Origin of the sequence: Arenibacterium halophilum (assembly GCF_005938225.1) — a bacterium.
Taxonomy (GTDB): domain Bacteria; phylum Pseudomonadota; class Alphaproteobacteria; order Rhodobacterales; family Rhodobacteraceae; genus Arenibacterium; species Arenibacterium halophilum.
This window is the reverse complement of record NZ_VCPC01000002.1, coordinates 83,922-110,067: the sequence shown is the minus strand read 5'-3', so window position 1 is coordinate 110,067 and position 26,146 is coordinate 83,922. Positions and strand designations below refer to the sequence as shown.

The following is a 26,146-nucleotide window of genomic DNA, read 5'->3' as shown; positions in this document are numbered from 1 at the left end:
CCACAACACCGGCGCGGCTTTCTGTTGCAATATGTGGGAAAGCCGGTCAGAGTTTTCCGACAACCACAGGCGTGACATGATCCGGAAAACCACCAACCAGCGCGAAGAAGAGATCCTGCGCGAATTGGCCCGCGTGGGCGGGTCGTGCCGTGTCAGCGCGCTGGCCCGGCAGCTGGGCGTGACTAACGAAACCATCCGCCGCAACGTCCGCACGCTGGAAGATCGCAACATCGTGCGCAAGGTGCATGGCGGGGTGCATCTGGTCGAGGATATTCTTGAACCCACGCTGGAAAACCGCCTGACCCGCGAGGTGGACGCCAAGACGCGCATCGCCCGCGCCGTGGCGGGCACCATCAGCGACGGGGATTCCCTGTTCCTGGATATAGGCTCCACCACCGCCTATGTGGCGCTGGCGTTGCAGAGCCATTCCAACCTGTTCGTGGCCACGAATTCCGTCTTCGTGGCGCAAACGCTGGCGACGCGGAACAACAACAAGGTGTTTATGGCCGGGGGCGAGCTGCGCAGCCACGATGGCGGGGCCTTTGGCGCCGAGGCGCATGATTTCATCCGCCGCCTGAACGTGCGCTTTGCCGTGTTTTCCGTGGGGGCAGTGAACGCCGAACAGGGCTTCCTGCTGCACGACATGCAAGAGGCGAACCTGGCCGATCTGGCGATGGACCGCGCGCAAGTGCGCGTTGTAGTCGCCGATGGCGAAAAGCTTGGCAAACGCGCCCCGATCACCATGCAGCGGCAAGAGCGGATAGACCTGATGTTTACGGATACGCCGCCCAGTGCGGCGATTTCCGCCATGCTGGATGACAAAGAGATCGAGCTGGTGGTGGCCGAGGGCTGACCCCGACCACCTCGGGATTTATTTGGCGAACAGCTGGTTCAGATCGGCAAAGGCCTTCAGCTCCACCGCGTTGCCCGCCGGGTCGTGAAAGAACATCGTCGCCTGTTCGCCGGGCTGCCCCTTGAAGCGCACATAGGGTTCGATCACGAACTTAACGCCCGCCTCTTTCAGACGGTCTGCGGTCGCCTGCCAGTCATCCATCGTCATCACCAAGCCGAAATGGCGCACGGGCACGCCGTGGCCGTCCACCGCGCTGGTGGCCGAGGAACCGCATTCGTCGGGCGCGAGGTGGGCGACGATCTGGTGGCCGTGGAAATCGAAATCGACCCACTCGGGCGAGGACCGGCCTTCGCCGCAGCCCAGCAACCCCTTGTAGAAGTCGCGGGCCGCGTCGAGGTCATCGACCGGGAAGGCAAGGTGAAAGGGGCTAATCTCGCGCTGTGTCATGACGCATCTCCTTGGGTGGCGTTTGCCCGGGTGATACCGGGCAATCTCACCGCTGGAAATGGCTTTCGCGCGTCAGGCCTTCACCCGCTCCATCTTGGGGTCGTACAGCGGCGCAAGCGAAACGGAACAGGGGATGCGCTGTGTCGCGACCTCCAGTTCATAGTCGCCCGACAGCACGAAATCGCGGTCGATCACGTCATCCGACCGGATATAACCCATGCCGATCCATTTCCCCAGCGTATGCCCGAACCCGGCGCTGGCCAGGTAGCCGACGCGCGTGCCGTTGCGATAGATGGTCGAGCGCGAACAGATCACCGTGTCGGGATCGTCGGTGGTGAAGGTCGCCAGCATCCGCTTCACGCCGCCGCTGCGCTGCGCCTCGACGGCCTCGCGCCCCTTGAACGGCTGGTTGCCGCGCAGCTTGCAGGCCCAGCCAAGACCGGCCTCGAAGGGCGTGTAATCGGGGCTGATGTCGCCCGCCCAGGCACGATAGCCTTTCTCCAACCGCAAGCTTTCAATCGCGCGATACCCCGCGTCGATCAGCCCATGTTCGGCCCCTGCCGCCTTGAGCGCGGCGTAAACGGTGGTGGCGTATTCGACAGGCAGGTGCAGTTCCCACCCCAACTCGCCCACATAGGTCACGCGAAGCGCCCGCACCGGACAGCCGGCGATGCCGATGGTTTTCGCAGTGCCGAATGGGAACCCATCGTTCGACACGTCGTCATTGGTGACGGCGGCCAGAATGTCGCGCGCGCGCGGCCCCATCAGCGACAGCACCGACCAGGCCGAGGTCACATCCACAAGCTGCGCGTTCAGCCCCTTGGGAATGTTGCGTTCGATCCAGTCGAAATCGTGGGTGGCATAGCCGGTACCGGTGACGATGTAATATTCATCCTGCCGGACCCGGACGCAGGTCAGATCGCATTCGATGCCGCCGTTGTCGTTCAGCATCTGCGTGTAAACCAGTGACCCCACCGGCTTTTTCACGTCATTCGCCGCAATCCAGCTCAGCGCCTCTTCGGCGTCGGGGCCCTTCAGCGTGAATTTCGCGAATGAGGTCTGATCGAACAGCACCGCCGCCTCGCGCGCGGCCTTGTGTTCGCGGGCCACGGCGGTTTCCCAGTTCGGGGTGCCGAAGGTATAGACATCCTTCGCCTCTTCCCCGGCCGCCGTGTCGGCAAACCAGTTCGGGCGTTCCCAGCCCAGCTTTTCGCCGAAACAGGCCCCATTCGACAGCAGCGTGTCATACAGAGGCGATTTTCGGCAGGGCCGGCCCGAGCTGTGTTCTTCGGACGGCCAGGCCATCGTGTAGTGCTTGGCGTAGGCCTCCATCGTGCGGGTGCGCACCCAGTCGGTGTCGAAATGCGGGCGGCCAAAGCGGCGGATGTCGACGGGCCACAGATCGTACGGCGGTTCGCCCTTGGCGACCCATTCGGCCAGCGCCATCCCGGCCCCGCCCCCGGCGGCGATGCCATAGGCGTTGAACCCGGCGCCAACGTAGAAATTCTTCAGCTCGGGCGCTTCGCCTAGGATGAAATTGCCATCGGGCGTGAAGCTTTCCGGCCCGTTCACCAGCTGCTTGATCCCGGCGGTTTCCAGCGCGGGCACGCGCGGCAGCGACAGCTCCATCAGCTGTTCGAAGTGGTCGAAGTTGGAGCTGAGCAGGGTATAGTGGAACCCCTTTGGGATACCGTCCAGCGCCCATGGGATCGGGTTCGGCTCATAGCCCCCCATCACCAGCCCGCCCACGTCTTCCTTGTAATAGGTCAGCCGGTCCGGGTCGCGCAGGGTGGGCAGGTCGGGCGTCACGCCGTCAATGCGTTCGGTCACCATGTATTGATGTTCGACCGGCACCAGCGGCACGTTCACGCCCACCGTCGCCGCCATCGCGCGGGTCCACTGGCCGCCGCAAAGGATCACCTTTTCGCAAGCGATATAGCCCTTTTCGGTCTTCACGCCTTTGATCACGCCATCCTGCACGTCGATTTCGGTGACCTTGGTATCCTCGAAAATCGAGGCCCCCGACATGCGCGCGCCCTTGGCCAGCGCCTGCGTGATGTCGGACGGGTTCGCCTGCCCGTCGGTTGGTAGGAAGGCCGCGCCTACCACGTCGTCCACTGTCATCAGCGGCCACAGCTCTTGCGCCTCAGACGGCGTGAGCAGCTGCATATCCAAGCCAAAGCTGCGCGCGGTGGTGGCCTGCCGCTTCACCTCGGTCCAGCGTTCCTCGTTACAGGCCAACCGCAGCCCGCCGTTCATCTTCCAGCCGGTGCCCAGCCCGGTTTCCTCTTCCAATGTCCGGTAGAGGCGCACGGATTCGCCCAGCAGCTGGGTGATGTTGGCGCTGCTGCGTAGCTGACCCACCAGCCCCGCGGCATGGAAGGTGGTGCCAGAGGTCAGCTTCTTGCGCTCAAGCAGGACAACCTCGGTCCAGCCCAGTTTGGCCAGATGATAGGCCGTCGAACAGCCCACGATGCCGCCGCCGATGATGACAGCCTTCGCGCTGGTCGGAAAATCGCTCATAAGTCCCTCACAAGCCTTTGAATTCACTCAGGGCCGCGTCGAAACGCGCCCGGTTTTCGGCGGTATAGGCGCCGTAGTCGAAATCGAGCGTCGAATGCAGTTCCGACACCATGCTCCACATGGTTTCGCGCAGCAGCGAGGCGCATTTCATCGCCACATACCGCCGCCAGAGCGCCGCATCGGGGGCTGCGCCGAGATATTGCGCCAGCATCTCGCGCTCGCCGTCCTCGGGCAGCTCGGCGTTTGACGCGAGGCCCGCGAGGTCGAAAAGGGGGCTGTTCAGCCCGCCGTAATCCCAGTCGATCAGCCACAGGCGGTCGCCCGCGTCGATCAGGTTGGCGGGCAGCAGATCGTTGTGGCCCAGCACCACATCGACCGGGCCAATCGCGCGCTCCAGATCGGTCGCCGCCTGCAACAGCGTATCCAGGGCGGGCACATGGGCAGACCCGCCCGCGCGCAGCGTGGCGGCATAGTCGTTGACGATGTGAAAGACCCAGAACATCAGCACCGGACCGCGCAGCGCGGCGCGCCCCTGGTCGTGCAACTGCCGCAGCAGGGGCACAATGCGCGCCAGCATCGCCGCGTCGCGCACATTGGCGGCATCGAGCGTTCGGCCCTCGACGAAGTCCATCGCAAGGATGCCGTGTTCGGCGTGCACCACCGCAGGCGTCAGCCCGATGGCCTGCGCTGCGCGGTGACAGGCCAGTTCGTTGAAGCGCATCACCTGATGTTCGGGAATGTCACCGCCCACGCGCACAACGTAATCGCGGCCCCGGTCGGTCAGCCGGACGTTCAGGTTGGTGATCCCGCCCGACAGCGGGCGCGGATCGCTGGGCGCTTGCCAGACGGGAAGCGCCATGGCGCGGGCGATGGCCTGGTCGATGTCCATCACGCACCCCCGGCCCGGTTGCGCATCCGCCGCGCGGCCGCTTCCAGCAGGCGGTCAGCGATAATGGCGATGAAGGCCACGGCCAGCCCGGCCACGATGCCTTGCCCCACGTTGGCTTTGGTCAGTGCGATATACACCTCTTGTCCAAGATCGCGGGTGCCCACCAGCGCCGTGATGACCAGCATCGACAGCGCCAGCATCACCGTCTGGTTCAGCCCCAGCAGCAGTTCCGGCGCGATGATCGGCAGCTTGATCCGGCGCAGCATCTGCCAGGGCGTGCAGCCAGACACGATCCCCGCCTCGACGATCTGCGGATCGACCGAGCGGATGCCGTGGGCGGCATAGCGCACCGCCGGGGCCAGCGCATATGCGACGATGGCGATCATCGCAGAAAAATCGCCGACCCGGAACAGCATCACCACCGGGATCAGGTAGACGAAGCTGGGCAGCGTTTGCAGGGTGTCGATGAACACGCCCACCACGCGGTTCGACATCTCGTTCCGGGCCGCAAGGATGCCGATGGGAATCCCGATGATCGAGGCGATCACGACCGACACACCGCAGAGGTACACGGTCATCATCGCCTTGGTCCACAGCCCCGTCAGCACCACCAGCCCGGTCAGCGCAAAGACCAGCGCCGCCAGCCGCCAGCCGCCCACGCGGGCGCCGATCAGCGTGATCGCGGCCAGGCCCCAAGGCCACGGGATGCCGGTGAAGAACTGGCGCACCGGCAGCAAAACCCAGGTCAGCAGGACCGTCTTGATCGCGTCCAGCGTGTCGAAATAATTGACGTTGATATAGCCGATGGCATCGGCCCAGATCTGCCCGGTGCTGATCACCGCAGCCTTGGGATAGGTCTGCACCCAGGGCAGTGCCAGCCCGATCAGTGCCGTCACCAGCACCACCGCCAACGACGACAGCAACCAGCGGTGCCGCATCGCCCAGCCGCCCCGCGATTGCGACGCGCGCAGGGTAACGGTGCGCGCCGAAAACGCCTGGCTCAGCCGGTCCAGCGCGATGGCCAGCACCACGATGGCCAACCCCGCCTCGACCCCGCCGCCGATGTCCAGCCGCCGCAGCGCGGTCAGCACGTCATAACCCAGCCCCCCGGCCCCGATCATCGAGGCGATGATGACCATGTTCAGCGTCAGCATGATGACCTGGTTCAGCCCCACCATCAGGGTCGGCCGCGCGGCAGGCACCAGCACTTTCCACATCTGCTGCCCCGAAGTCGCGCCGACCATCACGCCCAGCTCGCCCAGCTCCTCGGGCACGCCGCGCAGCGCCACGATGGTCACGCGGATCATCGGCGGCATGGCATAGATCACCGTCGCCGCAAGCGCCGCGACCGGGCCAAAGCCAAACATGAACAGGATCGGCACGAGGTAGGCGAAGATAGGGACCGTCTGCATCAGGTCCAGCACCGGGCGCAGGATGCGCTCGGCCATCGGCACGCGGAAGGCCAGGATGCCCAGCAGCAGCCCGCCCACCGCCGCCAGCGGCACGGCGATCAGGACCGAGGCCAGCGTCAGCATCGCGCTGGCCCATTGCCCGAAGACCGCAAGGTACAGGAAACAGGCCCCCATCAGCGCCGCCAGCCGCCAGCCCTTGGCATAATGCCCCAGCGCGCAGAAGATATAGGTGACCGCGATCCAGCTGAGCGGCGGCAGCACCTGCTGCGCCTGCTGCCCCTGCCCTTGCAGGACGCCCGTCACCAGCAGATCGACGGCGAGGTCATAGGGGATTTCAATCAACCGCGCGATGGCGCGGGTCACGTCGCGGAACAGGATGCCAAACAGCTCGGCCTCTTCCAGCAGCCATTTCATGCCGGCCGAGATGCGCCCTTCGAAATCGGGCTGCCACGCGGCAGGGAAACGGATGATCCAGCGCGCATCCAGCGCCTTGTAGATGTCCATCGCGTAATGCGAGGCGGCCCAGGTGACCCCCAGAAGCACCACCCAGAACGCCCAGCCCGGCACCGATGGCACGCCCTGCCAACGACGCGGCGCGGGCGGTGTTGCGCTGGTCTCGCTCACGCTCATGCGGCCGAGCTCCGCCCGACAAGGATGTCGATAATGACCGCACGCCCGACATGGCCAACAATGCGGCCCTCTTCGTCGCGGATGTTGAACATGCCATCGGCGCGCTCGATCCGGTCGGCGACGGCCTCGACCCGGTCGGTCACGATCAATTCGCCCGCCACGTCCCCCGCGGCGGCGCCGGGCGCCATGATCGCGCCCATGGTCAGCACCTTGGATTTCGGCACGTAGCGGGTGAATTCGGCGACGTAATCGTCGGCGGGCGACAGCACCAGATCCTGCGGCGTGGCGACCTGTACGATGCGCCCATCACGCATCACGGCGATGCGGTCGGCCAGGCGGATCGCCTCGTCGAAATCGTGGGTAATGAAAACGATGGTTTTCTTCAACATCGCCTGAAGGCGCATGAATTCGTCCTGCATCTCGCGGCGGATCAGCGGGTCGAGCGCGGAAAACGGTTCGTCCAGGAACCAAAGGTCGGGTTCTACCGCGAGCGAACGGGCGATGCCCACACGTTGCTGCTGACCGCCCGATAGTTGCGAGGGGTAGTAATCCTCGCGCCCCTTCAACCCGACCAGTTCGATCACCTCGCGCGCCTGCGCTTCGCGTTTGGCCCGGGGCACGCCCTGAATTTCCAGAGGAAAGGCCGCGTTTTCCAGCACGGTCAGATGCGGCAACAGGGCGAAGTGCTGAAACACCATCCCCATGCGGCGGCGACGAATATCCAGCATCTGTTTGTCGGTATAGGGCAGGATGTTCTGCCCGTCGAAAATCAGTTCTCCGGCGTCGGGGCGGATCAGCCGCGACAGGCAGCGCACCAGCGTCGATTTGCCCGAACCCGACAGCCCCATGATCACGAAAATCTCGCCTTGCCGGATCTTCACGTTGGCATCTCGTACCGCCCCGATCATGCCCGCGCGGCGCAGCGCATCGCCCGACGGGTTGCCGCCATGTTCCTTCAGGAACTGGTCAGGCCGGTGGCCATAGACCTTCCACAGATTGCGGCATTCCAGCAGAACCGGTCTTTCCATTGCGACGCTCTTGGGGTTGGGCCGGCTTGCGGGCCGGGCATCTTTGGTGACGGGCCCGCGACAGGGCGCAGGCCCGCAGGTGGCGCTTACTGGGTAATCCAGCCCTGCCATGTGCTTTCGTTGTTGGCGACCCAATCGGCCACGACAGCGTCCAAATCCTTGCCGTCCAGATCGACCTGCCCGACCATGTCGCCCATGGCGGCGTTGTCGATGGTGAAGGCTTCGATGGCCGAGGCCGCGCCCGGCCACTTGTCGGAGACGCCCGCCCAGCCGACCTTGTAGATCGGGCCGGTCGGCTTGCCGCAGTCATAGGCGGCATCGGGGTTCGAGCCCCAGGCCGGATCGGTGTAGCATTCGGGCGTATAGGCCGGGAACTGCACGAATTCGCCTTCATACTTGGCGACGGCCCAATGCGGGGCGTAAACCCAAAGAACGATGGGCGCCTTGCGCTGATAGGCCGATTCCAGCTCGGCAAACAGAGCCGCGTCGGTGCCCGCGTGCACCACCTCGAAATCCAGGCCCAGCGCCTCGACACGTTCTTCGTCAAAGCCGCCCCATGTCACCGGGCCGCCAAGGTAGCGGCCAAAGGGCGCGGTTTCAGCGGTGGAAAATTGATCCGCACAATCGTTCAGCGCCTGCCAGTCGGGCAGGCCGGGGCAATCTTCCTTCATATAGGCCGGGAACCACCATTCCTCGATCGCCTGCATCCCGGTCGATCCATAGGATACGACGTTGCCGGTGGCGATGGCTTCGTCCATCGCTTCTTGCCCCGTGGTGGCCCAGATTTCCATGGCGACGTGCAGATCGCCGGTTTTCAGGCCCGCAAACTGCGCGATGTAGTCGGCCTGAACGTATTCGACATTGTAGCCGGCCTTTTCCAGAACGCTGCCCATGATCTTGGTGGTCAGCAACTGGCCGGTCCAGTCGTGCAGGGTCAGCTTGATCGGGTCGGTGCTTTCAACCTCGGCCAAGGCCGGGGCCACTGAGGCCAGCGCCAAAAGACCGGCGCCCATGAGTGGTGCAAATTTCATTTCTCTCTCCTGTTGGTATCGTCGCGCCTAATCTGTGGTTTTTGTTGCGGCTGCGTTGTTACGGTCCTTAACGAGCGGCAAAAAATCAATAGTTTTTATTGCCTTTGGTGATTTTTGTTTGGCTATTCGCGGTCTTTTGTGGCTTTTTTCGGGGTATGAGGCAAGACGGAGCGAGGATCGCCATGTCGGACGACACACAAAACCTGTTGCAGGCCGCTATCGCGATTACCGAAACGGCGGCGGCGATTCCTCGGGCGGCCTTTCGCGCGCCGCTGGATGTCTTTTCCAAGTCAGATGAAAGCCCGGTTACCCAGGCCGACCGCGACACCGAAACCGCGATCCGGCAGCAGTTGGAACAGCAGTTCCCCGACGACGGGATATTCGGAGAGGAACATGGCGTGACCGGGCAAGACCGGGCGCGCATCTGGGTGGTTGATCCGATCGACGGCACCAAAAGCTTTGTCTCGGGCGTACCGCTGTTCGGAATGCTGATGGCGCTGGTGCAGGACAATCGCACGCGGCTGGGCGTGGTGCGGTTTCCGGCGCTGGGGCAGGTTTATGCCGGGGCGCCGGGGCTGGGCGCGACCCGCGACGGGGCGCCGATCTACGTCTCAAGGTGTACGCAACTGGCGGAGGCCACGCTGTACATCAATGAAGGCGACAAGATTTTTGCTGCGGTCCCCGAAACCTTTGCGCGGTTGACCCGCGCCGGGCGCCTGCGCCGCATGGGATACGATTGCCACCCCCACGCCCTGCTGGCCGAAGGACTGGTGGACGTGGTGGTGGATTACGACCTGAAGCCCTATGACTATCTGCCCGTGCTGGGGCTGATCGAGGCCGCGGGCGGCGTGATGACCGACTGGCAAGGCAAAGCGCTGGATTTCAACTCGGACGGGCGGGTCGTGTCGGCCGCCACGCCCGAGCTGCACCGCGAGGTGCTGGCGTTGCTGAACGCCTAGCCAGCGCGCACCGCAGCCACGTGATCATCGAAACCGGAGGCGTTCATCAGCGCCTTGCACCGGTCGAACCGCCCCGTGGCATAGGCCCAGAAATCCTCGGCCGGGTTGCCGTCGGCATGCTGGATCAGGCCCCACAACGTCCACAGCAGATCGCACATCGCCTTGTAGATCACGACGCGCCCCAGCTCGGCCGCCGTGGGCGCGCGCCCGAAATAGGCGGCCAGCATCTCGGCCTCCATCTCGGGCGTCATGCCCGCCTCGACCGACAGATCGCCCAAGTCCCACAGCGGATCGTTCATGCCACCATATTCGTAATCGACCACCCACATGCGGGTGCCATCGTCCAGAAAATTCTCGCACAACGGGTCGCAATGGCAGGGCGCAAGTGGTGCCGGATTGGCATCCAGCGCGGCGCGCACCGGCTCGGCGGCAGCGACCACATCGTGATAACCCTCGGGCAGGGTCGAGCCTTCTTTCTTGGCGAGTACGCCCAGATAATCCTCGATCATGGCGAACAATTCGAACCGTGCAGCGAATTCCTCGCCCGAGGCGTGCAACTGGCGCAGCACCTGTCCCGCACGGGCCGGGGCGCCGGGGATGGTGTGAAAATTGTCGGGCGTCATTGTGGTGACACCTTCGATGGCGTCCATCACCAGAATGCCCGCCTCTGGTTCGGCATGCAGGATACGCGCCGACACACCGGCCCGCGCCGCCGCCTGCGCGTTCACCAGCTCGGCCTTGCGGTCGATGTAATCCTCGGTCCCCGCCCCCGGCAGCCGCACCACCAAAGGCGCCCGCCCCGGGACGCCGATGCGGTAGACAAGGTTTGTCAGCCCGCCAAGGCGCATGATGTCCAATGTGGCCGGGTCTGCATCGTCGTAACCCGGGGTCCGGGCCAATGCGGCCCTGATCGTGGCTTTGTCCTTTTCGCTCATCGCATTCCCTGTTGTTTTGTCGGTGTGTCACCCTTTTAGGCGGGTGTTTTCTGGATCGTACAAAGGCCCATCGACACGGGTGATCGTATGGCGCTCGCCATAGACAATACACTCAAATGCCGTTTCCTGCGCCAGTGCGGCAGGCAGATAGCCGAACAGGATCGTCTGTCCCACCGTATGCCCGCGCCCCGCTGATGTGGCGAGAGAGACGGTTTCGCCCCCATGCAGGATCGGCTCGCCTCCGGACACAGGCAGGGTTTCGGGCGTCACAAAGGTACACAGCACACGCTCTGGCCCTTCGGCCTTCTGCCGCTCCAGCGCGGCGCGGCCGATGAAATCGCCCTTGGATTTCAGATGCACCCGGAACGAAAGCCCGGCCTCGATCGGGGAATAATCCGGCGTGATGTCGCCCGACCAATACAGATAGCCCTTTTCCAGCCGCAGCGTTTCAATGGCACGATAGCCAACATTGCGAATGCCGTGCCCCTGCCCCGCCTGCCACAGCGCCTGATAGACGTGGCGCGCATATTCGGTCGGCACGTGCAGCTCATACCCCAGCTCGCCCACGTACCCGATCCGCGCCGCGCGCACCGGGGCCGCCCCCACGGTGATGTCCCGAGCGGTGGCAAAGGGGAAGGCCGCGTTCGACAGATCGTCCTCGCTGACTGCGGCCAGCACTTCGCGCGATTTCGGGCCGACGATGTTGAGGACCGCCCGGCCCGAGGTCACCTCGATCAGGTGAACCGAACCATCGGCGGGCATGTGACGGCGGATCCAGTCGCTGTCATGCACGCCAAACCCCGACCCGGTGACAAGGTAGAAATGGTCGCGCGACAGGCGGATCACGGTCACGTCGGCCTCGATCCCGCCGGTTTCATTGCAGAACTGCGCATAGATCACCGAGCCGTCGGGCTTGTCCATGTTGCAGGCCGCCAGCCGTTGCAGCAGCGCCAGGGCACCGGGGCCGATCAGCTCGAACTTGGAAAACGAACTCTGGTCGATCAGCGCCACACCCTCGCGCACCGCGCGGTGTTCCTCTGCCACGTATGGCTTGTACCCCGGCGACAGGAATCCAAGCTGGTCTTCCTGCGGCACACCTTCGGGCGCGAACCACAGCGGCCGCTCCCACCCGTTTTTCGAACCAAAAATCGCGCCGTGCCCGTCCAGCACGTCATGCAGCGGCGACAGGCGCAGGTTTCGGGCGCTGGTGTATTCCTGCCCCGGGAACCGTTCCTTGTAGTGGTATTCGTAATGCTCGACCGCGCGCGGATACATGAAGGCCCGCGTACCGTGGTGATGCGAAAACCGCCGCACATCCAGCGGCCAAAGGTCCAGCCCGGGGCGGCCATTCAGAATCCACTCGGCAATCATCTCGCCCGCGCCACCGCCCGCCGCGATCCCGTACAGGAACCCCGTCGCCATCATCAGGTTGTCGATGCCGGGCTGCCAGCCCATGACGAAATCGCCATCCGCCGAATAGGGGATCGGCCCGTTGATGACAGAGCGCACGCCAACCTCGTTCACCACCGGCGTCACCTGCGCCGCCAGTTCGGCCAGCGGGGCGAACCGATCCATGTTGTCGGGCAGCAGTTGCCGCACGAAGTCGCCCGGAATGCCCTTTTCGCCAAAGGGCAACGTGCCTTCCTCGTAGCCGCCAATCACCAGCCGCCCGCCCGCGTCGGGCTTGTAATAGACCAACCGCTCGGGGTCGCGCAGCGTCGGCAAGGCGGCGACGCTGTCGGTATCGGGCAAGGGTTCGGTCACGATGTACTGATGCTCGACCGCGCAGGCCGGCACCCGCAGGCCCAGCTTGTCGCCCAGCTCGCGGCTCCACATGCCGGCGGCCAGCGTCACGGTCTCGGCCTCCCATGTGCCCTCGGTTGTTTCAACCCCGGTGATGCGGCCATCGCGCAGGGTGAAATCCAGCACCTTCACGCCTTGGCGTATCTGCGCGCCATGCCGCCGCGCCCCCGCCGCAATCGCCTGGCACAGCCCGGCCGGATCCACATGCCCGTCCGAGGGGATGAAGGCCGCGCCTTCCAGCCCCTTTGTGTCGATATAGGGGAACAGATCCTGCGCTTCGCTAGGCGAGATGATGTGCATCTCAAGTCCGAAACTCTGCGCCATGGTCGCCAGCCGTCGCGCTTCCAGCATCCGGTTCGGCGTCGCGGCCAGCCGCAGGCTGCCGACCTTTTTCCAGTCGAACGCCATGCCGACCTCGGCTTCGAGCCGGTCATACATCGCGACCGAGCGTTGCAGCATCCGGGTGGTGTTCCGGCTTGACCGCAGCTGCCCGACCAAGCCCGCCGCATGCCACGTCGCGCCTTCGGTGATCGAGGCCTTTTCCAGCACGACCACGTCGCTCTCGCCCGCGCGCGCCAGATGATAGGCCACGGAACAGCCGATGATGCCACCGCCGATGATCAGATGCCGTGCAGAATGGTGCGCCATATCATTTTCCCAAAGATTTCACCGGCAGCTTGAAGTCAGATCAACAAAAAGCAACAAAAAACGACATGTTCGAACAAAAATTCTGTATCACCTCACGCTTCTGCCCTATCCTGCCCCCGCAAGGAAAGGACCGGCCATGTCAAAATACGATCAGGATATTCTGGCCATGGTGGCGCTGCATGGCACCGTCTCGGTCGGAGACATCGCGCAGACGCTGGATGTGACCGATCAGACCGTGCGCCGGATAGTCCAGCCACTGGTTGCGCAGGGGCGCATTCGCAAGGTGCACGGCGCCATCGTCTCGGTCGATGGACCAAACGACCCGCCCCTGCCCGCGCGCCTCGTCGAAAACCGCGCCGCCAAGGCGCGTATCGCCGAAATGGTCGCGCAGATTATCCCCGATGGCGCGTCGCTGGCCATCGACACCGGGTCGACCTCGGGGATCATCGCGCAGGCGCTGTGCCAAAGGCGCAACCTGACCGTGGTCAGCAACTCTTCCATCATCGCCGCCACGCTGGCCGTGATCCCCGGCAATCGCGTCTTCATGGCCGGCACGCAACTGCGCGCCCACGACGGCGCCGCTTTCGACAGAAATGCCTTCGACACGGTGGCCAGCTTCTCCGTCGATTGGGCGATCCTCTCGGCATCGCGCGTCCACCCGCACCACGGCTTTCTGGTGAATGACCAGAACGAAGTCGAAATGTCCCTGGCCCTGCAAGATATCGCGTCGCAATCACTGATGGCGGTCGATCAGTCGAAATGGATTCTTCAGGGCGCCGGCTCTCCGCTGCGCCTGCCCCCCCTGCGTGACGGCAGCCTTGTGGTCACCGACGCGCGCCCGCCCGAGGACTTCGCCACGCTTCTCACCGCGCTGGACGTGCGAACCCCGGCCTGATCGTCTCCACAGTCGCATCTGCACCCGCCCGGTTTGCGTGCCACGCGGGTGCGGCAGACAAATTTTTTCAAAAAAATTTTGCTGTTCGGAACCATTTCGAGGGGCGCGGCGTTTACCAGTGATTCATAAACAAGGACTCGGTCTGCACGAATCATTCATAGTCGACGCGTTCGACAGTATCGGAGCGGGACAGACCGGAAGATCAGCAACGTTTATGACTGAACACACCCTCACCGCACCAACACTCCGCGATGCGTTGCGACATCAGACATCGGAAGAGCACGCGCAACTGGATCGGGCCTTGTCACGGCTGGACCTGCGCGACCCGGAACAACGTCGCGCATTCTGCGCCATTCAGGCCCACGGGTTTTACCTGATGGGAACGGCCTGCAACTGGCAGGCCGCCGAAGCGACGCCGGTGTTGCGCAACGCGATCGCGGCGCTTGAACAGGATATCACCCCGGCCCAACGCGCGATGACGGTCTATCCACCCCTCGCCGTTCCCGGCCTGACCCTGCATCCCGACGCGGTCGCGTATCTTGTCCTTGGTTCTCAGCTAGGGGCAACTGTCCTGCGCCGCGCCCTGCCCGAAGATCAGCAAACCGGATTTTTCGGCATGAAAGCCGACACCGCGCTCTGGCGCCAATTCTGCCAACGCATGTCAACGCAACCAACCGACAGCCCGCTCGCCCGCCGCGTGATCGCGGACGCCCGCACCGCCTTTGGTCTCTTCGACCCGACCCTTGCCAGCAAAACGACTGTGGATACAGCGATAGCCAGCCTATGAACGACTCTTTTATTTCGACAGACACGCCGGTCGACCTTACGAACTGCGACCGTGAACCGATCCACCTGCTTGGCAATGTTCAGCCGTTCGGGGCGCTGATCGCCGTCTCATCCGACTGGCTGATCCAACATGCCTCGGCCAATATCGACAAGATCACCGGCACCGAGGCTGGAGACATGATCGGAGCGCCGCTGGCCAGCTTTCTGCCCGCCACATCCGTGGAAAAACTGCGCCGGAAACTGTCTGCCTCAACGCACGAAAACGCCGTGACCCGACTGTTCGGCTTTCCGCTCTTTAGTGATTCCCGACTTTTCGACATCAGCATTCACCAATCCGGCCAAAGCTATGTCTTCGAATTCGAAGCCAAGGCGCGTGGGCGCGAACACGATGAACTGGCCCTTGTCACCCCGATGCTGCAACGCATATCGGCCGAGTCTAACATCGCCTCTTCCGCCGATCAGGCCGCGCGTCAACTGCGGGCGCTCAGCGGGTTCGACCGTGTCATGGTTTATCGCTTTGGCCCCGAAGGCGACGGCAAGGTCATCGCCGAAGCCAAGGACAAGACCGACGACGAAACCTACTTCGGGTTGCAATTCCCCGCCTCCGATATTCCCCGCCAGGCGCGCGCGCTGTACAAGAAGAACCTGTTGCGCCTGATCTCCGACGTGGATGCCACCGTGTCTCCCATCGTGCCGCAAACCAGCCCCGAGGGTGAACCGCTGGACCTGTCCATGGCCGTCACGCGGGCTGTGTCGCCGATCCACCTGGAATACCTGCGCAACATGAAGGTCAAGGCGTCGATGTCGGTGTCGATCGTCATCCGCGGCGAACTCTGGGGGCTGTTTGCCTGCCACCACCGCGAACCGCTTTACATCGACTACGAGCGCCGCACCGCGATCGAATTGTTCGCCCAGTTCTATGCCTACGAGCTTGAGCGGCAGGAATCCCGAACCACTGCCGATGCGATCCAGCAAGCCCAGCGGCTGCATGATCGCATCATGATGCAGGTGTCCTCGGGCGACAGCCTGATCAGCGCCTTCCCGACGATGGCACGCGAGATCGCAAAGACGATCCCCTACGACGGCATCGCGCTGTATTCCGATGGGGCATACCTGACCGAAGGCTCTACGCCCGATAAAGCCGATTTTCAGCGCATCGCACGATTCCTGAACACCGCCGCCGCCTCTCGGGTCTATGCAACCGACCACCTTGCAGCCCGGATGCCGTCGATCGGGGCGTTTCAGGATACATGCGCGGGCGTGCTCGCCATTCCGATCTCGCGCCGACCACGTGACTATATCGTGCTGTTCCGCCGCGAAATCGCGCATCAGGTGCAATGGGCCGGCAATCCGCACAAGCCTGTCGATGTCGGTGCCTTCGGCGCCCGCCTTACACCGCGCAAAAGCTTTGACGTCTGGAAGGAAGATGTCGCCAACCGCTCGGAACAGTGGTCGCCCACCGCATTGCGTGCCGCCGAGGCGATCCGCGTCACCCTGCTCGAAGTCGTGCTGAAACTGGCGGACGAAGCCAATGTCGAACGCAAGCGCGCGCAGGACCAGCAGGAACTGCTGATTGCCGAGTTGAACCACCGCGTGCGCAACGTGCTTGGGCTGATCCGTTCTCTGGTCTCGCAATCGCGCAAAACGACAACCTCGATCGACGATTTCACCCGCGCCGTCGATGGCCGCATCCACGCGCTGGCGCAAGCGCATGACCAGTTGACCGCGACGGAATGGCGCCCTGTTGCATTGCGCGAGCTGCTGGCGGTCGAGTTTTCGGCCTATGTCACGAACCAGGCGGACCGGCTGATCGTCACCGGCCCCGTGCTCCTGCTTGCGCCCGAGGCGTTTTCGACCATGGCGCTGGTCTTTCACGAGTTGGTCACGAACTCGGTGAAATACGGAGCCCTGTCATCCGATGTCGGCCGGGTCGATGTCACCGTGTCGCAGGACCCGGATGGCTATGCCCGCATCAAATGGGTCGAATCCGGCGGCCCCAGCGTACAGGCCCCCACGCGGCGCGGTTTCGGGTCGACCATCATCGAGAAATCGGTGGAGTTCGAATTGAAAGGCACCTCGGATATCCACTTTGCCATGTCGGGTCTGCGCGCGGAATTCACACTGCCTGAACGGACGGTCGAATTCCGCCAACTTGCGCCTCTTGCGCCGGAAGGCACCGCTGTGACCGCGCCGCTTGAAAAACCGCAACTCTCAGGCGTTGCGATGGTGGTCGAAGACAACATGATCATCGCGATGGACGCCTCGGAAATCCTGAGCGAATTGGGTGCGGACACCGTGCATGTTGCCTCTTCCGTGGCCGAAGCCCTGCGCATCGCCTCGGCCAACACGCTGTCGCTGGCAGTGCTGGACGTGAACCTGGGCAGCGAAACAAGCCAACCCGTGGCAGAATACCTGTCGGCAAGCAAAGTGCCCTTTGTTCTGGCCAGCGGCTATAGCGGCGCGGGCACCACCCTGTCGCAATTTCCCCCCGCCCCGGTGGTCAGCAAACCCTTCACGATCGAAACGCTGTCGCGCGGGTTGTCGAAGCTCGACCTGAAAGGCACGGGCTAGCCTTCCGGAACCGGATGGCGCCTGCTACAGCAGGCGCCAATTCAGAAAAGGCAGGCCACTTCTGGACAGGCCGGCCAACCGGTGCCCCGCGACCATTTGGATTGAATGCCTAAGTGGTCCGGCACCCCGATTGTCGGCAACGTCTCAATCAGTTCTACCGCTTTTGACGGTAATCACGCCGCTTCGCGCCTGAACTCTGACTTCTGGAGCCCCTGGCACCTGGATCCCCCCTCGGCTCCTCGATGGGGCCTCGTCGGCTTCGCCGGGTATGTGCTGGCAGCCTCGTTCAAAATGAAAGGAGCACGTTACGGCCCCGCTGTACCCCGAGCCCGAACCAAGAGCACCGCGCAACAGTCATGCCGCGCACCGCACCTGTGGGCCGATTTCCAGTAAATCTGATGTTCAAGAAGAATGGTGCCGCTGAAGGGACTCGAACCCCCGACCCCATCATTACGAATTGTTTGTCGGGTTTGGTGGACCGAGTTGCACGCAGGCGCACGGCACCTGCACAATCCATACAACACTCTGGTACGAAACGCAATTTTCTAGTCTTTATCTTGCACGGTGTCGCACCATGCCGTCATCAGTTGTACCCCGCTCCCCTACTAATCCCCTACGGATTTCTGTTTGCCCTACTAATCCGACAAAAGCCTATGCCGGGACGGCGCTGGGGCCACTTGCTTGACGCCCCCCCCTACACCCCACCCCAAGCACGGCGACAGCGAGGCTAGGCGGGGTAGGCCCTCTCGGGTTGAGGCCTCTCTGGAGCAAAGTAGAACACATTAGAAGGAGCAACGCATTCTTGCCGACCTCCCCCCTGTACTACATCTGATCACCTCGCGACATGCACCTCAGTCTACTACAGCTATTGCTTAATTTGGCCAAATTGGCCAAAAGTGGCGGAGAAAAGGCGGGCGGTCGTATGCAGACCCTAAGCGCGAAAGACGCGAAATATGGCTTTGGGAGGTTGATCGACCTCGCAAGAGCTGAGCCGGTGGCCGTAGCCAAGCACGGTCGGCCAGTAGTAGTGGTCATGGCTATCGAGGAATATGAACGGTTGAAGAACATTGAAACAGACCGAATGCCGATCCAAAAAAGTTCGAAAGGGGAGGCAAAATGACAGGCTACGACTCTTTCAGCCAGATCGTCTTCTGCGGCCTTAGAGCCGAGCACGCTCGCAATTCGATCTTAATTACCACACCCGATTACTTGGCAGACAAAGCAGCTACAAGAGAGCACTGAGACTGCGATGGTAACGAATAAACTCGAACGCAATCTCGAAGAGGCCCTAGTCGCGAAGCTGGAGGATCTCAAGTACGAATTCCGCCCCGACATCCGCGATCGAGCTACTCTGGAAGCAAATTTCAGGAAAAGGTTTGAAGCCCTTAACCGAGTATCGCTCACCGACGCTGAATTTCAGCGGCTCCTAGACGAGATCGTGACACCTGATGTCTTCACCGCAGCTCGAACACTCCGTGAACGAAACAGCTTTATTCGTGACGATGGCACTCCGCTCAATTTTACGCTCGTCAACATCCGGGACTGGTGCAAGAACAGCTTCGAAGTAATCAATCAACTGCGTATAAACACAGACAATAGCCACCACCGTTACGACGTCCTTCTTCTCATAAATGGCGTGCCTGCTGTCCAAATAGAGTTGAAAACCCTCGGCATCAGCCCCCGCAGGGCGATGGAGCAGATCGTTGATTACAAAAACGATCCTGGAAACGGCTATACTAAGACGCTCCTATGCTTTCTTCAGCTCTTTATAGTCAGCAACCGCGATCAAACATTCTATTTCGCGAACAACAATACACGCCATTTTGCCTTCAATGCCGACGAACGCTTTCTGCCGGTCTATGAGTTCGCGGATGTCGACAACAAGAAGATCGTACACCTCGACAGCTTCGCCGAAACGTTTCTTGCGAAGTGCACCCTCGGCCAGACAATCAGCCGCTACATGGTCTTGGTCGCAAGCGAGCAAAAACTCCTGATGATGCGGCCCTATCAGGTCTACGCGGTGAAGGCGATTGTAGACTCCATCGCGCAAGACTGTGGCAATGGATACATCTGGCATACAACAGGCAGCGGCAAGACGCTTACCTCCTTCAAAGCGTCAACGCTCTTGAAGGACAATCCCGACATCGAAAAATGCCTTTTCGTCGTGGACCGAAAGGATCTCGACCGGCAGACGCGCGACGAATTCAACAAGTTTCAGGAAGGCTGCGTCGAAGAAAACACGAACACCGCTTCCCTTGTACGTCGCCTCCTTTCGGACGACTACGGCGACAAGGTTATCGTCTGCACGATTCAGAAGCTGGGACTTGCGCTAGACGAGGACAGCAAGCGCAACAAGCAACAAAAAAAGGGCGGCAAGAAGAGCTTCAAGGAACAGCTGGAGCCCCTGCGCGAGAAGCGCATCGCCTTCATCTTTGACGAATGCCATCGGTCCCAGTTCGGCGAGAACCACAAGGCCATCAAAGAGTTCTTCCCGCGCGCCCAGCTCTTCGGTTTTACGGGAACGCCCATCTTCGATCAGAACGCCGCACAGCAAAAGATCGAAGGCACCCAAGCCAGCATGAAGACAACGGAAGACCTTTTCCAGCAGCGTCTTCACACCTACACGATCACTCACGCCATCGAGGACGGCAACGTCCTCAGGTTCCATGTCGACTATTTCAAGCCGCAGGGCAAAACCTTGCCAAAGCCGGGTGAACCTCTGGCAAAACGAGCAGTCATCGAGGCGATCCTTGCTAAGCATGATGCCGCCACTGGTCAACGCCGCTTCAACGCCCTGCTTGCCACATCGTCGATCAATGATGCCATCGAGTATCATTCCCTGTTCAAGACGATGCAGGCCGAGAAACTGGCAGACGACCCCGGCTTCCGACCGTTAAACATCGCCTGCGTCTTTTCACCACCCGCCGAGGGTAATGCGGACGTCAAGCAGATCCAGGAGGACCTCCCGCAGGAGAAGGAAGACAACGCGGTTGAGCCGGAGAAGAAGAAGGAGGCGCTGAAGGCCATCCTCGCCGACTACAACGCCCACTACGGCACTAACCACAAGATCGGCGAATTCGATCTGTACTATCAGGACGTGCAGAAGCGCATCAAAGACCAGCAATGGCCGGATGCCGACCTGAAGAAGGCTTATCCCAATCAGCCGCATCATAAGATCGACATCACAATTGTCGTGGACATGCTGCTGACCGGCTTTGACTCCAAGTTCCTGAACACCCTCTACGTCGACAAGAATCTGAAGCATCACGGCCTGATCCAAGCCTTCTCGCGCACCAACCGCGTGCTGAACGCCACAAAGCCTTATGGCAACATCCTCGACTTCCGCCAGCAACAGGGCGCGGTAGATACTGCCATCGCGCTGTTCTCCGGCGAAGCAGCTGCCGAAAAGGCCCGCGAGATCTGGCTCGTCGACAAGGCCCCTGTGGTCATCCAGAAACTGGGAGCTGCCGTCCACAAGCTCGACGCGTTCATGAAATCGCAGGGCCTCGATTGCGCCCCGGAAGCCGTGCCCAACCTCAAGGGCGACGCGGCCCGTGCGGCATTCATTGAACACTTCAAAGAGGTCCAGCGGCTCAAGACCCAGCTTGACCAGTACACCGATCTGACCGACGAAAACCGCAGTGACATCGAACAGGTCCTGCCGCGCGACAACCTCTTGGGCTTCCGGGGTGCCTATCTGGAAACCGCCCAACGCCTGCGGGCTCAGCAGGGCAAAGGCCACGATCGGGGCGATGGCGCGCCGAGTCAGGATGCCGACCAACTGGACTTCGAATTCGTCCTCTTCGCCTCGGCGGTCATCGACTATGACTACATCATGGGTCTGATCGCCCGTTATTCGGATGCCACCCCCGGCAAGCAAAAGATGAGCCGCGAGGAGCTGATCGGCCTAATCCAGTCCGACGCCAAGTTCATGGACGAGCGGGAGGATATCGCAGCCTATATCAACACCCTCAAGGCGGGGGAGGGCCTAAGCGAAAAGGCCATCCGCGACGGCTACAGCCGCTTCAAGGCGGAAAAGAACGCGGCGGAACTTGCGGGGATCGCGGACAAGCACGGGCTGGGCACCGAGGCGCTGGAAGGCTTTGTCGACACCATACTGCAGCGCATGATATTTGACGGCGAGCGGCTCACCGACCTGATGGAACCCCTTGGCCTGAACTGGAAGGCGCGGCGGGTGAAGGAATTGGACCTGATGGCCGACCTCATACCGCTGCTGCTGAAGCGCGCCGGCGAGCGCGAGATTTCGGGGCTGAGCGCTTATGAGCAGTAAGGGGAAATCGTCAGCCGCGAGAAGCGGTGCGGCTGCCTTGGGGCCTAAGCTACGCTTTCCGGAGTTCCGGGGAGCACCCGGCTGGCGTATCACAAAGCTCAACTCTCTCTTGTTCGAGACCAAGCATCGAAACCGATCGCTTGAGCTTGGCCGCGAGGATGTCCTTTCCGTATCGGGTGAGCATGGCTGTGTTAATCAGATTGAGTTTTTGGGACGCTCTTATGCGGGGGCATCAGTGAAGGAATATCATGTCGTTGAGCAAGGCGACATTGTCTATACTAAAAGTCCTCTCAAGAAAAACCCGTATGGGATCATCAAGGAAAACAAAGGGAAGCGAGGGATCGTTTCAACTTTGTATGCGGTCTATCGCCCATTTCCTAAATGCTCATCAACCTATTTGGATCACTTCTTTTCTGTCGATTATCACTTGAATTCGTATCTGCAGCCCATTGTGAGAAAGGGCGCAAAGAATGACATGAAGGTCAATAACGCTGACGTTCTAAAGGGTGATATCTGCGTTCCTGACCTTGTCGAACAACAGAAAATTGCAGAGTGCCTCGACACTGCCGATGCGTTGATTGCCCTGCAGGGAAAGAAGGTCGAAGCGCTGAGGGTCCACAAGAAGGGCCTCATGCAGCAAATCTTTCCCCTGGAAGGCGAAACCCAACCCCGCGTCCGCTTCCCTGAGTTTGTAGGGGCAGGGGATTGGCAAGAAATATCCTTGGGGCAAATTGTTGTCGTTGCTTCCGGTCAAATTGATCCGACGCAGATGCCTTACCGAAGTCTGCCGCAGATAGGCAGTGAGAACATAGAAGCCAACACTAGCAAACTGATTGATCTGAAGACGGCCGGCGACAAGGGCATCTCGAGCGGGAATTATGTCTTCGACGAAGAAGATATTCTTTACTCAAAGATCCGGCCCGCGTTGAACAAGGTTGCAGCCCCAAACTTCAATGGCATTTGCAGCGCTGACATATATCCAGTTCGCCCTTCTGACGATAGGTTGCTCCGAGACTATCTTCTGTATTTGCTTCTATCCGATGGTTTTCTCGAACACGCCAAGCGGAATTCTGAACGAGGCAAAATCCCAAAAATTAATCGAGCTGGCCTACTATCGTATAGAGCCCTGCTTCCTGAGCCCCGCGAACAACGGCGTATAGCTGAAAGCCTCATCTCCCTAGACGAGCTAATTGACGCCGAGGCCCGAAATCTCGAAACGCTCAAGACCCACAAGAAGGGGCTGATGCAACAGCTTTTCCCCCAGGTCGGGGAGCGTGACGCATGAGCAAGTACAAGAACCTGAAAACGTTGGTTATCCGGTTGCGTGATGACTTGAATAACCCCACAAAGCCGACTGCGCTCGTTTTGATTTACGCCTACAACCGCACTGGAAAGACACGCCTGTCGATGGAGTTCAAGGACGCCGGCAAGCGCAAGCATAAGACGAAGAACCCGACCGGAACCCCCGACACGCTCTATTTCAACGCATTCACCGAGGACCTGTTCGTCTGGGAAAATGACCTCGACGGCGACAGCGTGCGCCGTCTGCAGCTGAACGAGCAGTCGTCCTTCTTCAACGCGATGACAGAGCTTGCGCTGGACGAAACCATCGCCCGCTACCTTTCCCGTTACGCCGACTTCGATTTCGACTTCACCTACAAGGAGGTCCAGGAGGGAGGCGAGACGCTGTTCAAGCCGGACTATGTGAGCTTCAGCAAAGGCGGGGAGGCAAACATCAAGGTATCGCGCGGCGAACAGAATATCTTCATCTGGTGCGTCTTCATGGCCATCTGCGAACGGATGCTGGATGGGCATGAATCCTATCAGGGGAAGAAATACCTCTACATCGATGACCCGATCTCGTCGCTGGACGACAACAACGCGATTTCGGTGGCCTGCGACTTGGCCAAGCTCCTTCGCCGGGCGGCAACGCGAAAGAACGCCGACGGTGCACCGGCTCCTATAAAGGTGATCTTCTCTTCGCACCATGCGCTGTTCTTCAACGTGATGTGCAACGAAGTCGGCCGGAAGATTGACGACGCGCCTTCGGTTGCCCATCGGCGCTATTTCCTGCACCGACCAAGCGGCGACGGCACTTATATGCTTCAATCGACGGAAGACACGCCTTTCTTTCACCATGTGGCCACACTCGCCGAATTGCAGCGTGCGGCAGACCCGAAGAAGGGCAAGCTCTACACCTTCCACTTCAACGCGCTGCGCAGCGTAATGGAGAAAACAGCATCCTTCTTCGGGCACCCGAGCATCGCCTTTTGCCTGAGGGCGCTGGACAACGAGGAAGACCGGGCGCTGTTCAACCGTGCCCTAAACCTGCTGAGCCACGGTGCCTATGCCATCCATGAACCAACCGAGATGGGCGAGGACAACAAGGAACTCTTCCGCCGCATCCTTAGAGAATTCATCACGCGGTTCGAGTTCGCTCTGCCGGGCAACGCACCCGCCCGGCCACCGGCCCCGGCGCCCGCGCCCGCCCCCGAGGAAGCACCTGCACAATGAACGACCAAATCCAAAAGCAACTAGGCAAGACGCTCTGGAACATCGCCGACACGCTGCGCGGGGCGATGAACGCCGATGACTTCCGCGATTACATGCTGTCCTTCCTGTTCCTGCGATACCTGTCGGACAACTACGAAGCTGCGGCAAAACGGGAACTGGGCGGTGATTACCCAAGCGATGCCGACGTCAATGCTGAACGAGCGCGGTTTGCAGCCCGAAGGGCCGAAGCCGCGCAGAGCGCCTCAAAAGCTCGGGAAAAGGCGCGCAGTATGGAGGACATCAGCTTCGAGCCTCAAGATGCGGGACCGTCCGAGATCACGACACCGCTGCAACTGTGGTATAGCCGCAATCCCGAGGATGTCTCCGAGTTTGAGAAGCAGATGCGGCGTAAGGTCCACTATGTGATTCAGCCGCCGTATTTGTGGAGCAACATCGCCGAACTTGCCCGCGTCCAGAGCGACGAACTGCTGCAAACTTTGTATGACGGCTTCAAGTACATCGAGAACGAGTCCTTCCAGAGCACCTTTGGTGGGCTGTTCTCAGAGATCAACCTTTACTCGGAAAAGCTGGGGAAGACACAGGCGGACAAAAACAAGAGGCTCTGTTCGATCATCGCCGAGATCGCGAAGGGGCTGGCTGAGTTCTCGGACGAAGTGGATCATCTGGGCGATGCTTATGAATACCTGATCGGCCAGTTCGCTGCCGGTTCGGGCAAAAAGGCAGGCGAGTTCTACACGCCGCAGCAGATTTCCGATATTCTTTCGGCGATCGTGACGCTGGACAGCCAGGAACCCGCGACGGGCCAGAAGGCTCGATTGGCTAGCGTGCTGGACTTTGCCTGCGGATCGGGCTCACTGTTGCTGAATGTTCGGAAGCGCATGGGCACACATGGCATCGGCAAGATTTTTGGCCAGGAAAGCAACATCACGACCTACAACCTCGCCCGCATGAACATGCTGCTGCATGGGGTGAAGGATACCGAGTTCGAGATTTTCCACGGCGACACCTTGGCCAATGACTGGGACATCCTCCGCGAGTTGAACCCCGCCAAGAAGCCTGCCTTTGATGCTGTCGTGGCCAACCCGCCGTTCAGCTTACGATGGGATCCCACCGAGGCGATGGGTGACGATGTTCGGTTCAAAAACTACGGGCTAGCGCCCAAATCGGCCGCTGACTTCGCCTTCCTATTGCACGGTTTTCACTATCTAAAGGATGAAGGCGTGATGGCAATCATCCTACCGCACGGCGTGCTGTTCAGAGGCGGGGCTGAGGAACGCATCCGTACGAAACTGCTGAAGGACGGTCACATCGACACGGTCATTGGCTTGCCTGCGAATTTGTTCTACTCCACTGGCATACCTGTCTGCATTCTGGTGCTCAAAAAATGCAAAAAACCGGACGACGTTCTCTTCATCAATGCGGCTGAGCATTACGTGAAGGGCAAGCGCCAGAACCAATTGGGAGATGGTAAGAACGGGACGCCGGATCATATCGGAAAGATAGTTTCGACCTACCAATTCCGTACGGAAGAGGATCGATACTCCAAGCGCGTTAGCATGGAGCGCATTGCCGAAGAAGGCTTCAATCTCAATATCTCTCGCTACATCAGTACAGCCGTGGCCGAGGAAGAAATAGACTTGAGTGCCACGCAGAAGGAATTGGTCTCGGTCGAAAAACAGGTCCGGGAGGCAACGTCGAAGCACAACTCATTTCTGAGCGAACTCGGGCTTTCCCTCTTGCCAGGCTCCAATTGACCTTTCAATCGCGCTTCGGCTCAGTTTGTTTTCCATATCGCGGACATCATTGGCAGCGGAGTACTGAGCTGCTGCGAAGAATACCGTTTCAGTACGACAAGCTTTCATTCTCTCGCACGGCATCACCCATTGTTTCATAACACGATGAAAAGTCGAGCCTTTCCTCGGGATATGCCT

The 26,146-nt window shown here is 61.0% G+C and carries 18 protein-coding genes; 10 read left to right on the top strand and 8 right to left on the bottom strand.

Going from position 1 to position 26,146, the window contains the following annotated elements; translation table 11 throughout:
• Nucleotides 1-76 precede the first annotated feature (76 nt).
• A complete protein-coding gene (locus tag FGK64_RS07385; protein WP_138863177.1) occupies nucleotides 77-853 on the top strand; it encodes a DeoR/GlpR family DNA-binding transcription regulator in 777 nt (258 codons plus the stop codon).
• A gap of 18 nt (nucleotides 854-871) precedes the next feature.
• On the opposite strand, the gene FGK64_RS07380 is transcribed toward FGK64_RS07385, so the two are convergent.
• The 6 genes from FGK64_RS07380 to FGK64_RS07355 form a co-directional block, all read right to left on the bottom strand.
• Nucleotides 872-1,300 (bottom strand): VOC family protein, encoded by a 429-nt coding sequence (locus FGK64_RS07380; RefSeq protein WP_138863176.1) that lies wholly within the window; start codon nucleotides 1,298-1,300, stop codon nucleotides 872-874.
• Nucleotides 1,301-1,372: 72 nt separating this feature from the next.
• Entirely contained in the window at nucleotides 1,373-3,823 is a 2,451-nt protein-coding gene (locus FGK64_RS07375; protein WP_138863175.1) for a GcvT family protein, read from the bottom strand.
• A gap of 7 nt (nucleotides 3,824-3,830) precedes the next feature.
• Entirely contained in the window at nucleotides 3,831-4,712 is an 882-nt protein-coding gene (locus FGK64_RS07370; RefSeq protein ID WP_171054004.1) for a phosphotransferase, read from the bottom strand.
• On the bottom strand, nucleotides 4,712-6,754 hold the full coding sequence (locus tag FGK64_RS07365; RefSeq protein WP_138863174.1) for an ABC transporter permease: 2,043 nt from the start codon (nucleotides 6,752-6,754) through the stop codon (nucleotides 4,712-4,714). Before FGK64_RS07365 ends, FGK64_RS07370 begins: the two co-directional genes overlap by 1 nt.
• Nucleotides 6,751-7,782 (bottom strand): quaternary amine ABC transporter ATP-binding protein, encoded by a 1,032-nt coding sequence (locus FGK64_RS07360; RefSeq protein ID WP_138863173.1) that lies wholly within the window; start codon nucleotides 7,780-7,782, stop codon nucleotides 6,751-6,753. The genes FGK64_RS07365 and FGK64_RS07360 overlap by 4 nt, the downstream gene beginning before the upstream one ends.
• A gap of 86 nt (nucleotides 7,783-7,868) precedes the next feature.
• Nucleotides 7,869-8,813 (bottom strand): ABC transporter substrate-binding protein, encoded by a 945-nt coding sequence (locus tag FGK64_RS07355; RefSeq protein WP_138863172.1) that lies wholly within the window; start codon nucleotides 8,811-8,813, stop codon nucleotides 7,869-7,871.
• 182 nt (nucleotides 8,814-8,995) lie between these two features.
• Here FGK64_RS07355 and FGK64_RS07350 point away from each other — a divergent pair, with 182 nt between their 5' ends.
• Nucleotides 8,996-9,772, top strand: coding sequence for an inositol monophosphatase family protein (locus FGK64_RS07350; protein WP_138863171.1), 777 nt, complete (start codon nucleotides 8,996-8,998; stop codon nucleotides 9,770-9,772).
• Here the strand turns inward: FGK64_RS07350 and FGK64_RS07345 are convergent.
• Nucleotides 9,769-10,707 (bottom strand): choline/ethanolamine kinase family protein, encoded by a 939-nt coding sequence (locus tag FGK64_RS07345; RefSeq protein WP_138863170.1) that lies wholly within the window; start codon nucleotides 10,705-10,707, stop codon nucleotides 9,769-9,771. The genes FGK64_RS07350 and FGK64_RS07345 overlap by 4 nt on opposite strands.
• Nucleotides 10,708-10,734: 27 nt before the next feature.
• Nucleotides 10,735-13,158: a GcvT family protein gene (locus FGK64_RS07340; protein ID WP_138863169.1), complete on the bottom strand. Its 2,424-nt coding sequence runs from the start codon at nucleotides 13,156-13,158 to the stop codon at nucleotides 10,735-10,737.
• Nucleotides 13,159-13,294: 136 nt separating this feature from the next.
• Between FGK64_RS07340 and FGK64_RS07335 the strand changes: the two genes are divergently transcribed.
• From FGK64_RS07335 to FGK64_RS07300, 8 genes are all read left to right on the top strand, one after another.
• Entirely contained in the window at nucleotides 13,295-14,053 is a 759-nt protein-coding gene (locus FGK64_RS07335; protein WP_138863168.1) for a DeoR/GlpR family DNA-binding transcription regulator, read from the top strand.
• Nucleotides 14,054-14,171: 118 nt separating this feature from the next.
• A complete protein-coding gene (locus FGK64_RS07330; RefSeq protein ID WP_138863167.1) occupies nucleotides 14,172-14,840 on the top strand; it encodes a biliverdin-producing heme oxygenase in 669 nt (222 codons plus the stop codon).
• Nucleotides 14,837-17,410: an HWE histidine kinase domain-containing protein gene (locus tag FGK64_RS07325; RefSeq protein WP_138863166.1), complete on the top strand. Its 2,574-nt coding sequence runs from the start codon at nucleotides 14,837-14,839 to the stop codon at nucleotides 17,408-17,410. The genes FGK64_RS07330 and FGK64_RS07325 overlap by 4 nt, the downstream gene beginning before the upstream one ends.
• Before the next feature lie 922 nt (nucleotides 17,411-18,332).
• Nucleotides 18,333-18,530: a type II toxin-antitoxin system Phd/YefM family antitoxin gene (locus FGK64_RS07320; protein WP_138863165.1), complete on the top strand. Its 198-nt coding sequence runs from the start codon at nucleotides 18,333-18,335 to the stop codon at nucleotides 18,528-18,530.
• Between the two features lie 129 nt (nucleotides 18,531-18,659).
• Complete coding sequence (locus FGK64_RS07315; RefSeq protein ID WP_138863164.1) at nucleotides 18,660-21,701, top strand: type I restriction endonuclease subunit R; 3,042 nt, start codon at nucleotides 18,660-18,662, stop codon at nucleotides 21,699-21,701.
• Nucleotides 21,691-22,986, top strand: coding sequence for a restriction endonuclease subunit S (locus FGK64_RS07310; protein ID WP_138863163.1), 1,296 nt, complete (start codon nucleotides 21,691-21,693; stop codon nucleotides 22,984-22,986). Before FGK64_RS07315 ends, FGK64_RS07310 begins: the two co-directional genes overlap by 11 nt.
• Entirely contained in the window at nucleotides 22,983-24,215 is a 1,233-nt protein-coding gene (locus FGK64_RS07305; RefSeq protein ID WP_138863162.1) for an AAA family ATPase, read from the top strand. The genes FGK64_RS07310 and FGK64_RS07305 overlap by 4 nt, the downstream gene beginning before the upstream one ends.
• On the top strand, nucleotides 24,212-25,969 hold the full coding sequence (locus FGK64_RS07300; protein ID WP_138863161.1) for a type I restriction-modification system subunit M: 1,758 nt from the start codon (nucleotides 24,212-24,214) through the stop codon (nucleotides 25,967-25,969). The genes FGK64_RS07305 and FGK64_RS07300 overlap by 4 nt, the downstream gene beginning before the upstream one ends.
• Nucleotides 25,970-26,146: the final 177 nt, after the last annotated feature.